Genomic DNA, 12,494 nt, shown 5'->3' on the forward strand with positions numbered 1-12,494 from the left:
ACCTTCTTTTCAGCGACCGTCTTTGCCGCCGCCTTCCTGGCTCCGGCCTCCGTTGCCGTCGCCTTCTTTGCTGCGGCCTTCGTCGCCGGGGCCTTCGTCACCGCGGCTTTCGTTGCAACCTTCGTTGCGGTCTGCCGCGATACGGCCACCTTCACCGGCGCCGCTTCCGATGGCGCCCAGCCCAGCCGCTCCAGCAACCCTCCAGCCGCTGCCGGCGCGCGCTCCTTGGCGCCATTGATGAAGAACAGGAAGACTTCCTTCGGCCTCAATGCCGCACCGGGCTTGTCCTCGACGCGCGGCAGATCATTCGGCGCCTTGCCGCCGGCCCATGCCGTGGCGCGCTTCGACCAGTTATCGAGATCGGCCGGCGCGTAGCCGGTCGCCAGCTTCTCCTGTGCATTCATCAGCCGCGCGTAGACAAAGTCCGCAGTCAGGTCGGCGAAGGACGGATATTTCGGCGAGTCGGTGAACACCGTCGCCGCCCTGAACTTGCGGGCGAGCCGGAGATAGTCCTCGCACATGAAGCTGGGATGACGCACCTCCAGCACGTGGCGCAACGACACGCCCTCGACCGCATCGGGCAACAGGTTCAGGAAGGCCTCGAAATCGTCGGGGTCGAACTGCTTGGTCGGCGCGAACTGCCAGACAACCGGCCCCAGCTTGTCGCGCAATTCCGCGATGCCGCTGTCGATAAACCGGCTGATGGAATCGCCCGATTCCGCCAGCACGCGCCGGTTGGTGGCAAAGCGCGACGCCTTGACGGAGAACACGAAGTCATCGGGCGTCGCATCGCGCCAGTTGGCGAATGACGAGCGCTTTTGCGTGCCGTGATACGTGCTGTTGATCTCGATGGCGGTCAGGTGCCGGCTGGCGTATTCGAGTTCGCGCGCCTGCGTGAGCCCCGCCGGATAGAAGTTGTCCCGCCACGGCGCAAAACTCCAGCCGCCAATGCCGATGTGGATATTGCCCGCTGCCTTGCCCTCTTTGCTCGCTGCCATGGCCCGATCTCCGCGAAAGGCGATGGCTCGAAGTCTAGCCGGAATTGCGCACGGCTTCGCGCCCGATTTCGGGGCGCTTCCGGGCCGCGCTCGCGCCGTCGCGGAGGCCCGGCTTACGGGCGCAGCCGTGCCGCCAGTCGTCCGCGCGTGATCGCCGCGATCTGCGCCAGGGCCTCGTCCAGCTCCTGCACGGTGGTCCGGCCAATCCGGCGTTCGAACGCCGCGAAAATGCCCTCGCGCGTGTAGTGGCGCACGCAGATGATGAACGGAAAACCATGCCGCGCCTGATAGTCGGCGTTCATCCGGTCCAGCGCGGCTTCCTCGGCCGCAGACATCGCATCGAGGCCGGCGCTCTTCTGCTCGTCATTGGAATCGGCCGTCATGGTCCCGGCGCGGATGGCCCGGCCCGACAGCGGCGGATGGCGGTTGAGAAAGGCCGCCTGCGCGGCGGGGTCCAGCTTGCGGACGACTCCGGTCATCGCATCGTGCAGCGCCGCAACGGTGGCAAACGGCCGCTGCACCCACGCGCCTTCCGCGGCCTGCGGGAAATGTTCGAACACGCTGCCGAGCGCCTCGGTGAAGGCGGCTTGATCGAGGGCATTGACCGTATTCAGATCGAGGGGCTGTGACATGAAAGACTCTCCCGTGAGAAGCATCTGATCGACATCGAATTGATGTCGGTATGACGATGGTGACGGGCCGAGTATAGGAACGCGATTTGGTGGCGGCGAGGGCCGGGGTCCTATAAGCCGGATAGCAATTTCGCGATACAGCCGCGCCGCCTCCGGTGATCCCGGGGTTTTCTCCTCAGCCTATCGATGCATGTCGCGCAGCGTCTTCAGCTCTTGCGACGCCTGCGTCAGCAATCCGCGCAACCAGACATGCGCCGCCGAGCGATGGCGCGACGGATGCCACAACTGATAGAAGCGCATGAACGGGAAGTCGATCGGCGGCTTGAGCACCGCCAGCGGCACATGCTGCGCGTGAAAGTTGGCAAAGTGACGTCCGGTCGTCAGGATCAGGTCCGTCCCGGGAATCAGGCTGGGTGCCAGATTGAAGTAGGGACAGCTCACGCGATTGTCCCGATGGACGCGCATGGTGCTGAGGCCCGTATCGACCACCCCACGCTGGTCGCGCGAGTAGGGCGTCGGCACGATATGCGCCGCGCCGAGGTAAGCCTGCGCAGTGAACTTGCCCGGCTGCGTGTACGCGCTGTCCTGCGCCACCACGCACACCACCTCGTCCTCCAGCAATACCGACAGATGCAGGTGTTCCGGCGGATTCGGCCAGTTGCCAATGACGATGTCTGCATCGCCGGCCGACAGCGCCTGTTCGTAGTCGAACGTGGAACCCAGCGGCATCGCCACCAGCCGCGCGCGCGGCGCGGCCGCGCGGAAGACGCGTACCACGTGGGCAAAGAAGGGCGGCGCCAGGTAGTCCGGCATCGCCACCACGAAGGTTTGCTCGGAGGTGGCCGGATCAAAGTGCTCGTCCGACACCAGCAAGCTGTCCAGCGCGCTCAGCGCGGCCTGGGCGTTGCGCGCCAGCTGCAACGCGCGCTCGGTGGGCACCATCACATTCTTTTCACGCGTCAGCAGCGGGTCGTTGAAGATGGCGCGCAGGCGCTTCAGCGCGGCACTGATGGCCGGTTGCGACTGGTTCAGCCGGATGGCCGTGCGCGACACGCTTTGCTCGGCAATCAGGATGCACAGCACGCGCAGCAGGTAGGTATCGAACGGATCGTCGGCGCGGTTCATGGCAGGGCGGCCAGATACGGTGGCCACTGGCGGGTGGATGACGCGTTTGTACCGTGCCCGGCACCGCGCCGCAACGCGGCAGAACCCGCACTCCGCCGGCTTGCGGAGTTCGCCGCATCGACCGGATGCACCACCACGGCATCGCCGCCGACGCGCCGGTGCATCGCGCCCCGGCATGGCGATTTTCCGCCCGATGCACCGCACCAACCCGGCGCTCAGGGTAATCCATAGGTCGGCCAACGGCCTCGCGGATCGCCCGCAAACCCGCATGGCACAAGGCATTCCAGCCCATACGACGGTTGCTATGCGGCCTATACCAGCCATCGCGTTCCCTTGGCCGGCGCCATTTCTATACTGGCCTCAACCGGGCCGGACGAAGCCCACCCATACAGGCCATACAGAGACAAGCGAGGAACGACATGTCGACCACCAAGCAGGGCATCCCCATGTTCACCGCCACGGCGGACGACGCCGAAGACGGTGTTTACCGAAAAATCTCCTGGCGTCTGCTGCCGTTCCTTGGCGTGCTCTGGGTGCTGGCATGGCTGGACCGCGTCAACATCGGCTTCGCCAAGCTGCAGATGCTGGAATCCCTCCAGTTCAGCGAGGCCGTCTACGGGCTGGGCGCCGGCATCTTCTTCCTCGGCTACTTCTTCTTCGAGGTGCCGTCGAACATGCTGCTGCAGAAGATCGGCGCCAAGAAGACGATCATGCGCATCACGATCTGCTGGGGCATCATCTGCATGCTGCAGACCTACGTCACCACGCCCACGCAGTTCTACATCCTGCGCTTCCTGCTCGGCGCGTTCGAAGCCGGCTTCTACCCCGGCGTGATCCTGTACCTCACCTACTGGTATCCGACGCAACGCCGCGCCCGCGCATTCGGCACGTTCATGTCGGCATCCGCCATCGCCGGCGTGCTGGGTGGCCCGATCGCCGGCTACATCATGACGTCGATGGGCGGCGTGCACGGCATGCACGGCTGGCAGTGGCTGTTCATCATCGAAGGCATTCCGTCCGTGCTGGCTGGCGTCTTCGCGTGGTTCTACATGACGGACAAGCCGGAGAAGGCCAACTGGCTCACCGCCGACGAGAAGCGCGTGGTGGAGACCGTGCTCAAGCGCGACGAGGCCGCCCTTGGCGAGCGCCGTCACGACTGGCGCGAGCTGTTCGGCAACAAGAAGGTCTGGCTGCTGATCGCGATCTACTTCTGCCTGCTCTGCGCCAATTCCACGCTGACGTTCTGGATCCCGACCATCATCAAGGAAGTGGGCTTCTCCGCGCCGATGACCGTGGGCTGGATCGCCGCTGTGGCCTACCTGGGCGGCGCGGCCGGGATGATCCTGAACGGCGCGCATTCCGACCGTCGCAACGAGGTGCGGTGGCATTTCACCGGCGCGGCGTTCGTGGGCGGCGTCGCCATGGCCGTCCTGGCCGTGCTGCTGGGTACGTCGATCACGCCGATGCTCGCACTGATTGCCATGACCGTCGCGCTGGTCGGCACCATGAGCGCCATCCCCGTGTTCTGGCAACTCCCCAACCGCTACCTCGCCGGCAGTGCCGCTGCGGTGGGCGTGGCGCTGATCAACTCGGTTTCCAACCTGGCAGGCTTTGGCGCGCCCTATGTGATGGGCCTGATCAAGAACGCCACGGGCCAGGTCTCTCCGGGGCTCTACATCGTGGCCGCCATCGAGATCGTGGCGGGCGTGCTGGTGCTGGCTGGCATCCGCCAGCTCCACGCGTCCCGCAAGGGCGTGGCTTCGGCCAAGGGGGTGTGACATGACCGACAGATCGAGCAATACGCGGGGCGATGCGCCGAACGACACGCGGATCAACACCAGTCGCCGGCGCTTCGCGCTGCAGTCCGTCACGCTGGGCAGCGGCGCGCTGATCGCGGCCACGTCGCTCACCGCGCAAGCCGCCGAGACGGCCCCCCCCTCGACGCCAGCACCCAACCAGACCACGGGACCGGTGCAGCAGGGCGGGCTGAGCCCGCGCCTGACAATGCACGCGCTGGACACCTACCATGGCACGCCGGCCGCCGGCCTGCGCGTCGACTTCCTCAGGATCGACGGCGCGCACTCGCAGATGATCCGGACGGTCACGCTGCCCGGCAATGGCCGCACCGACCCGCCGCTGCTGATCGGCGATACGTACCGCGCCGGCACGTACGAGCTGGTGCTGCACGTGGATGAGTACTTTGCCGAGCGCCAGGCCGCACTTCCGCAACCGCCATTCCTTTCCAAGATTCCGCTGCGGTTCCGCATCACCGATGTGACACAGCGCATCCACCTGCCCGTGCTGTTCGGGCCGTGGAGCTACAACTACTATCGCGGCAGCTGAGGGAGACAATCATGGCAGGCATCAGCACCCACGTACTCGACGTATCGCTCGGCAAGCCGATCGCCGGGATGCAGATTGAGTTGTTCGACATCGCAGCACAACCGCCCAAAATGATCTCGCGCGCCCGGACCAACGCGGACGGCCGCACCGATTCGCCGATGTTGCCCGCGACGCAGGCGCGGACCGGCGAGTTCGAATTGCGCTTCTATGTGGCCGAGTACTTCAAGTCCGCCGACGTATTCGCGGACATCGTGCCAGTGAGGTTTTCAATCGCCGATGCGACGCAGCATTACCACGTGCCCCTGATCTGCTCGGCGTGGAGTTTCGGCACTTATCGCGGCAGTTGAATCCCCGGCCGGGCCATTGAGCGCCCGGTGCATCATCGGAAACGCATAACGCGTGTCGTAGAATAAACGCGACTAGCCCCCGTTCGTTCCGGACCGGAGGATTCGCGTTGCGCCCCAACTCTGACTCGCTCGATCCGCTCCGCCAGGCGCACCATGCGCTCCCCGGCTTTCGGCTGGCGAGGCTCGAGGTGTCCAACTGGGGACCGTTCGGCCACCATGTCTGGGCGATGCCACTGGACGGCGGCAACATCCTGCTGACCGGCGACGCCGGCTCCGGCACCACGGCACTGGCCGATGCCGTCATCACGCTCCTGACGCCTGGCGATCACATTCCCGGCGATGCGTTGTCCGGCACGCGACAACATGGCAATAGCCACGCGGTCATCCTCGGCGTGTTCCGCAACGTCGATGACAACCAGACGGTCTTGCTGGCCCAGGTCTTTCTGCCCACGGCCGGCCCGCCGCAGCGGTACTTCATCTGCGCGGCGCGTGATCTGACCATCACCCATGACATCGCACCGACCGGGGCGGACGTCGCCGCGTGGCGTACCGCGATCGTCAACACCGGCGCGGCATGGTTCGATGACCGCTCGCACTATGAAGCGTGGTGTCGCCAGCACCTCGGCATCGACGACGGTCATGCGCTGACGCTGTGCCGGCATCTGGCGTCGATGAGCGGGACGGACGACCTCACGGAGTTCCTGCGCCATCATGTGCTGCCGCCCGAGGACACCCCGGCGCGCCTCGCCGCCCTGCTCGGCCACTTCGACGATCTCGACAGCGCCCACGAAGCGATCCTCCACGCCAGACGGCAGGAGGCGATGCTCGCGCCGCTGGTAGCCGAATGCGAACGGCACGCCGAACTGTCGGCCACCATCGACGACCTGCGCACTTGCCGCGAGGCGCTGCATGGGTATTTCGCGGAACTGAAGCGCGAATTGCTCAACGAATGGCTGGCCGCACTGGACGACGAACGCGATCGGCAGGAGCGCCATGTGAATTGGCATCAGGTACGGTGCGATGCCCTGCACGCCGAGGCGCTGGCTCTGCGACAACGGCTCTCCGACCAGGGCGGGGATCATATCGCCCAGCTTGAGCTGGCCATCCAGCAAAAGGAGCGCATGCGGGAGCAGCGCAAGCAGCGCGCCGCCACGTATCGGCGACTCGTCGAACGCTTGCGTATCCCGGCGGCCGAGACCGAAGCGGACTTCCGCTCGCAACAGGATCGTCTGGCCACATGGCAGCCCAAGGCCGCCGAACGCGAGGCCGCACTGCGCAACGCACACAATGAACTGACGCTGCAGCTACGCCTGGAAGCGCCGGCCGCGCCCATCGATGATCCCGCGCGCACGAGCGCGCTGCAGGGCAAGATCGCGCAGATCGACGCCGCCCTGGCCACGCTCCGCGATCAGCAAATTGCAGCCGCGCAGATCGCCATGATCGGGGACTTCACGGAAGTGGACTGGCGGTCAGCGGCGGTGGAAGTGGCGCGCCTTGATGAGGAGAAGGTACGCCAGTCGAATCCCGACGCGCTGCGGCCGCTCGCCGACGAACTGGATGCGTTGCAAGCGACGATCCGCGAAGCCGAGCAGCATCTCCAGGACGCCCGCGAGGCGCGCATCGCCCTCCAGGCAAAACACGACATCGTCATGGCATGGCATCAGGACACCGAAGCGGTGCTGGCCGAATCGTTGCCAGCCATGCAGACGGTCTCCCCCGAGCGCCTCGATGTGATACGCGCCGAGGCGCTTGGCGAACACAAGCTGACGCTGGAATGCGTCGACCACCGGCAGCAGGATGTCCGCACCTGGCTGCAGGCCCACATCGACGCAGAGGCCGGGCGGCTTGATCGCTTCACCGAACACGTGCTCAGGATCCTGTGCGCCTTCAAGGCGGCATTTCCGGTGGAGACCGCACAGATGGAAGCCAGCCCCGCCGCCCGATCTGGCTACCAGAACCTGCTGGAGACACTGCGCACCTCGGAGCTGCCGCGCCTGACAGCCCGCTTCGACGACCTGCTGAGCCTCAACATGGTCTACGAGATCGCCTACTTCCACGGCCATCTGGGCAAGGCGTTCGAGGCGGTGCGCGGGCGCGTGGCGCAGATCAATGCCGTGCTGGCGCGGATCGACAGTACTAGCGGCCAATACGCCCAGATCGACCTCGAAGCCGATCTCGACGCCGACATCCGCGACTTCGAGCAAGAGCTCCATCTGTGCACGGAAGCCACGCCGGACATCGAGCGCGCCGAAGAGCGGTTTGCACGGATCGAACGACTGTTGAACCGCTTGCGGGATGGCCCGCAACAGTCCGACGCGGACCGGCTGTGGGCATCGAAGGTAACGGACGTGCGCAACTGGTTCCACATCGGCGTCAGCGAGCGATGGCGCGCGGAAGATCCCACGCACACCCACTACGTCGACGCGGACGATCCCGCGGGTACGCATCGGGCCCGGCTGGCCTATTCGATCCTCGCGGCCGGTCTTGCCGATGCGCTGGCGTGGGGGGAGGATGAAACGCGATCGCGAGCGCTGCGCTTCGTGGTGCTCGGCGACCGCTTCGGCCAGGGCCCCGACACGCTGATCCGCCCTGTCTTGCAGCGATTTGCCGGACTTCAGGTCCAGTTGCTGATCGCCGCACCGCTGCAGAAGGTGCCCGTCATGGAACCGTTTGTCTCAACCGTGGCTTACGTGCGCAAGACCGACGACGGCACATCGGCCGTGCATAGCTTGCCTATTGATGCCTATCGGGCGGTGAAGGGGAGAGGGCGCGGGAGCAGCGGTTGAAGTTACCGAGCGGGAAGTTTTTGGGGTGTTGCGGCGGTTTGGTCGCGTGATATTACCGATCGGTAATTTTTTGTTGACTTTCACTCGTAGATCGACCAAAAATTACCGATCGGTAATTTAAGGTGGATTTCATGCGTTCTGACGACGAAAACTTCCCGAGCGGTAACGCGCCGGACGAAACCCGCATCCGCTCGTCGAAGGAACTGGGCGACATCGTCCGCCAGCAACGCAAGCACCTGGCACTCAAACAAACGGACATTGCCGGGCTGGGCGGCATCGGCAACCGATTTGTCGTCGACCTGGAGAGCGGCAAGCCCACGGTCCAGCTGCAAAAGGTGCTCGATGTTATCGACCTGCTCGGACTCGAAGTCATCGTCCGACCCCGAACCGCGCGGAGCCTGTGATGACGCGCCCGACTTCTCTTGACGTCTTCTACGGCGACACGCGCATCGGCAGCCTCCACGACGCATCCCCGCTGGCGTTTGAATATGCGCCGACGTGGCTCAACCGAAACGATGCCTTTCCGCTTGCAGCCATCCCCCTTGCCGGTGGCCGACAGGATTCGGCCGCGGTCCTGGCGTTCTTCGAGAACCTTCTGCCCGAAGCCGAACTCAGGCAGTACATCGCCGAACAACGAAAGGCGTCGACGCTGTTCTCGCTGCTGCTTGAAGTGGCTGGCGACAACGCTGGCGCTTTCGTCATTTTGCCTGCGGGCCGGGCGCCCGCGCCCGCCGAATACGAAGCCACCACATGGGAGGCATTGGCCGCACGACTGGGCAAGACGTCCGCCGCCGTCATCGATATTGCCGGGCGTGATGCCCGCATTTCGCTGGCCGGTGCACAAGACAAAACCAGCATTGCCATCTTCGCGGACGGCGTGCCGCGATTGCCCCGGGGCACGGCGCCGTCCACGCATATTCTGAAACCCGATATCAAGCGGCTGGCAAAGGTCTGGCACTCGGCAGCCAACGAGGCGATTGTCATGACGATCGCTGCAAAATGCGGACTGCCTACGGCCGACGTTTTCTATGAACCGCACACCCGATCGTGCGTGATGCGACGGTTTGACCGAGTGTTATCGGGAAATGGGACGCTAGGGCGATTGATCCAGTACGACCTTTGCCAGCTGGCAGGAACGGTCTCGGATCGCAAGTACGAGAAAGAAGGCGGACCGGGGATCGCACAATGCGCAGCGCTGATTCGCGAATACAGCATGCAGCCTGCAATCGACCTGCGCGATTTTGTGCAGTGGATATTCTTTAACCTGTACGTTGGCAACAATGACAGTCACGCAAAGAATTTCTCCGTCTACAGGCATCCGCAGAAGGGCATGGTGCTGACACCGTTCTACGACCTGATGTGCACCAGGCTATATCCGGGATTGTCGCGGGAGTTTGCGTTCTCGGTGGGCGGCGAGACGCAGCCGGGAAACATCACGCGCGAGCACGTGGAAAAAATGGCGCAGTCGCTCGGAATGCAGCCGCGATTTGTCTTGGGGTTGGCAGCGGAGCTTGCGAAAAAAATGCCTGTCGCGGTGGAAGAGGCGGTCAACACCGTAACGCCAAATCTGTCGCAGGGCGCGAAGGATCTGGCGGAGCGGCTCGCGAAGTTTGTGGTGTCGACGACGGGGAAGGTGATGGGGAGATTGGGGTAGGGCAACGACACGCACGGTGGCGACGCTATTTGAGCGGCGGATACTTCCGAGCGTTGGCAGCCATCTTCGCCCTCACCGCCGCATCCAGATCCACACCGAGCGCCGTCACAAGCTGCGACAGGTAGATCGTGATATCGGCCAGCTCTTGCTCGACGTGCTCGCGCTCCGCGGTCTCCATGATCGCGTGCGATTCGGACTCCGTCTGCCACTGGAAAATCTCGACCAGTTCGGCCACTTCCACGCTCAGTGCCATGGCCAGGTTCTTGGGGCTGTGATATTTGCCCCAGCCGCGCTCCTCGCCGAAGTCGGCGGCGGCTTGCTGCAGGTTCTTGATGTCGATGAGAGGCATGGCGGATGTGGACTCGTGCGAATCGAATTGCGGAAGCGCTCAGCGCTGCGGTTAGCAGCATCGGGTAGGTCGATTTTACCGTCTTGGGCGTGGCGACTTGCCCCTTCCGGATACGCGGCCGGCAAGATGCCCCTCAACGGACTACGCTGTAGCGAGGAAGGCGCTCACCGGAGCTTGGTGTGAAATCAAAGTCGCAACTGGCTGTGTTTAGTCTGATTGGCGTCGCCGCCTATCTGGGCATCGCCGCACTTGGAGCCGGCGGCATTGCCGCCTTTCTCTCCCACCCCGCCCGAATCGCACTGGCCCTCGTCACGATTGCCTTGACGGTGGCGGCGCTGTTCACCGAGGGAAATCTAAGCTCCGGTGAGCGAGAGGATCGAGGAAATCGCTGGGTGTTGATTGCCTTCGGATTGCTGGGGTTGTTATCGGCCTATCTGCCCGCCTATACCGAGCGCATCGGATTCTGGACCTTCGGTGGCGACGGCATGAGATGGCTCGGCGTCGCGCTGTATGCCATCGGCGGCGCATTGAGGCTTTGGCCGGTGTTCGTCCTCGGGAATCGCTTTAGCGGACTGGTGGCGATCCAGCCCGGACACCGGTTGATGACCTCCGGGCCGTATCGGCTCGTTCGAAACCCGAGCTATCTAGGCCTGCTTGTCAACGCATTGGGTTGGGCGCTGGCCTTTCGGTCGGGGGTCGGCGTGATACTGGCGCTGTTGATGCTGCCACCATTGATCGCCCGAATGCACGCGGAGGAAAGGCTTCTGCTCGATGAATTCGGTACGGAGTATGCGGACTACCGCAGCAGGACGTGGAGACTGGTGCCGTACCTGTATTAGATTAGAGCGAGGTTTTTTAGGGCCTTGTTTCATTCCGAGCGACGACGTGCGCGGCAAATCCACACGTCGCCATCCTTTTCGCCCACCCACACCGGCGGACGATCACCGCCGGAGGATTGCAGCTGTCACTGGGCATGAGCACTCCGCCAAGCTCGCCGATAAGATAGTTGCAGATGTTCTTTCTGGCGCCCTGACCCACGACAAGGTACGAGCTCAGCGTGAAAGAGTAATGCCCTCAGGAGATACAGCACGCAAGTTTGGAACTGCTAAGCGCATAGCAGACTTCGCTTTGATCTGCCATGACGTAACCATCTGTCGAACAGGAGCGTCGCGATAGACATCGAGCGCAAGAAAGAGCATCACAAGATCATTGATCTCCAAAGCCTTGTGCAGATTGTCCGAATGCGATCGCCACGCAGCGCGGGAATCGCGCGGGCACTGGAAACCCTGCCGCAAGCCGCCCGGCGGACTATGTCTTTTTGGGTCAAATCGCACCGCCTTAGCGCAAGAATCTCGATCTGGACCACCGTCGTGTTGATTCAGACTAAAATTGCCACAGTGCCCCGCAATGGCTTGCGTCTGGACGGTCCGCCGTATTGACGACCAGGAATTGAGGCTACGAGTCAAGATCAGAATCTAGCCGTCGAGGTACGCAGTACGCCTCTCGCTCGTTCATCACGTGTCAGGTGTAGGGCGATTCGGCCCGGGCGGCTACGAGCGGTACCGGTAAGCGTGAATCTTGGCCCTTCCGCCTACAGGCGGATATCAACGAAAGCTGGCGTGGCGAATAGCTTGGGTTCCTTGCCGAGCGGAAACCCGATCACGTACAGGACGTTAGCTGGCATTGGCCTGTCCGGGTCCGAGGCGCCCTTCAGCAGCACTTGGCGCTCGGCATAGCAGAGCGAAACACCAAGGGTCTTGAGCACATCGATGCTGGCTTGCATCGTGTCAGACGCCTCGCGCCTCTGCGCTTCGGTGTAGGCGTCCAGGCCATCCCGGTAGTTGCGGAAATATTCCATCAGCGCGGCGAAGCGTTTATCCGCTTCACCGCGCATTTCGAAGGCGAGCTGCGACATGTCCATCGTGCTGGTCTGCGCCAGCTCCGCCAACTGCTCACCCGTGGTCAGCCGAATCGCCGCGAAGGTGACGTGCTCCTGGTCGAACTGTTCCTGCGCTGCCTTGAGTTCGTCTTCCGACGGAATCGCGAATGGCTTGTTAAGCGCGTCGATGTCCAGGAAATCGAAGGCGCTGGCCAGCCCCCGGCAGGTGTCGGGGTCGGCGGGCCAGCCTTGCTCGACGCGTTGAACGGTTCGCACGTTGAGCCCGGCGACCACGGCCAACTGCTCCTGAGTCCATTGCCGGGCGTCGCGGAACACCTTGATGCAGACAGCCAGCTCCGCGGGGGTCAGCAAGCGTACTGG

Annotated in this window: 11 protein-coding genes and 1 pseudogene; 7 read left to right on the forward strand and 5 right to left on the reverse strand. The window is 63.8% G+C overall.

Annotated features, from left to right (window positions below):
- Positions 1 to 170: 170 nt before the first annotated feature.
- The 3 genes and pseudogenes from AC1DOX_RS29040 to AC1DOX_RS29050 all read right to left on the reverse strand — a co-directional run.
- Positions 171 to 998 (reverse strand): annotated as a pseudogene (locus AC1DOX_RS29040) (DUF72 domain-containing protein); the annotation flags it as partial.
- A 113-nt stretch (positions 999 to 1,111) separates the two neighbouring features.
- The gene (gene uraD / locus AC1DOX_RS29045; RefSeq protein WP_441621201.1) at positions 1,112 to 1,630 is read right to left on the reverse strand and encodes a 2-oxo-4-hydroxy-4-carboxy-5-ureidoimidazoline decarboxylase; all 519 of its coding nucleotides are present in this window, start codon (positions 1,628 to 1,630) and stop codon (positions 1,112 to 1,114) included.
- Positions 1,631 to 1,810: 180 nt separating this feature from the next.
- The gene (locus tag AC1DOX_RS29050) at positions 1,811 to 2,755 is read right to left on the reverse strand and encodes a LysR family transcriptional regulator (RefSeq protein ID WP_092138353.1); all 945 of its coding nucleotides are present in this window, start codon (positions 2,753 to 2,755) and stop codon (positions 1,811 to 1,813) included.
- 419 nt (positions 2,756 to 3,174) lie between these two features.
- Between AC1DOX_RS29050 and AC1DOX_RS29055 the strand changes: the two genes are divergently transcribed.
- The 6 genes from AC1DOX_RS29055 (at position 3,175) to AC1DOX_RS29080 (ending at position 9,885) form a co-directional block, all read left to right on the forward strand.
- Positions 3,175 to 4,533 carry an MFS transporter gene (locus tag AC1DOX_RS29055; RefSeq protein ID WP_441621204.1) on the forward strand — a complete coding sequence of 453 codons (1,359 nt, stop codon included), beginning with the start codon at positions 3,175 to 3,177 and terminating at the stop codon, positions 4,531 to 4,533.
- 1 nt (position 4,534) lies between these two features.
- Positions 4,535 to 5,098 carry a hydroxyisourate hydrolase gene (locus AC1DOX_RS29060; RefSeq protein WP_441621206.1) on the forward strand — a complete coding sequence of 188 codons (564 nt, stop codon included), beginning with the start codon at positions 4,535 to 4,537 and terminating at the stop codon, positions 5,096 to 5,098.
- Positions 5,099 to 5,109: 11 nt separating this feature from the next.
- Positions 5,110 to 5,445 carry a hydroxyisourate hydrolase gene (gene uraH / locus AC1DOX_RS29065; RefSeq protein ID WP_441621208.1) on the forward strand — a complete coding sequence of 112 codons (336 nt, stop codon included), beginning with the start codon at positions 5,110 to 5,112 and terminating at the stop codon, positions 5,443 to 5,445.
- A gap of 107 nt (positions 5,446 to 5,552) precedes the next feature.
- Complete coding sequence (locus tag AC1DOX_RS29070; RefSeq protein ID WP_441621210.1) at positions 5,553 to 8,231, forward strand: ATP-binding protein; 2,679 nt, start codon at positions 5,553 to 5,555, stop codon at positions 8,229 to 8,231.
- 131 nt (positions 8,232 to 8,362) lie between these two features.
- Positions 8,363 to 8,635, forward strand: coding sequence for a helix-turn-helix transcriptional regulator (locus AC1DOX_RS29075; protein ID WP_441621212.1), 273 nt, complete (start codon positions 8,363 to 8,365; stop codon positions 8,633 to 8,635).
- Positions 8,635 to 9,885: a type II toxin-antitoxin system HipA family toxin gene (locus AC1DOX_RS29080; protein WP_441621214.1), complete on the forward strand. Its 1,251-nt coding sequence runs from the start codon at positions 8,635 to 8,637 to the stop codon at positions 9,883 to 9,885. Before AC1DOX_RS29075 ends, AC1DOX_RS29080 begins: the two co-directional genes overlap by 1 nt.
- Positions 9,886 to 9,910: 25 nt before the next feature.
- Here AC1DOX_RS29080 and AC1DOX_RS29085 read toward each other — a convergent pair whose 3' ends face one another.
- Positions 9,911 to 10,234, reverse strand: coding sequence for a nucleotide pyrophosphohydrolase (locus AC1DOX_RS29085; RefSeq protein ID WP_441621216.1), 324 nt, complete (start codon positions 10,232 to 10,234; stop codon positions 9,911 to 9,913).
- 179 nt (positions 10,235 to 10,413) lie between these two features.
- On the opposite strand from AC1DOX_RS29085, the gene AC1DOX_RS29090 reads away from it, so the two are divergent.
- Positions 10,414 to 11,073 carry a methyltransferase family protein gene (locus AC1DOX_RS29090; RefSeq protein WP_441621218.1) on the forward strand — a complete coding sequence of 220 codons (660 nt, stop codon included), beginning with the start codon at positions 10,414 to 10,416 and terminating at the stop codon, positions 11,071 to 11,073.
- Between the two features lie 752 nt (positions 11,074 to 11,825).
- Here the strand turns inward: AC1DOX_RS29090 and AC1DOX_RS29095 are convergent.
- Positions 11,826 to 12,494 (reverse strand): helix-turn-helix domain-containing protein (locus tag AC1DOX_RS29095; protein ID WP_477114083.1); only part of this gene is annotated, 669 nt, incomplete at its 5' end.

This window comes from Cupriavidus sp. 01L415 (assembly GCF_056400065.1).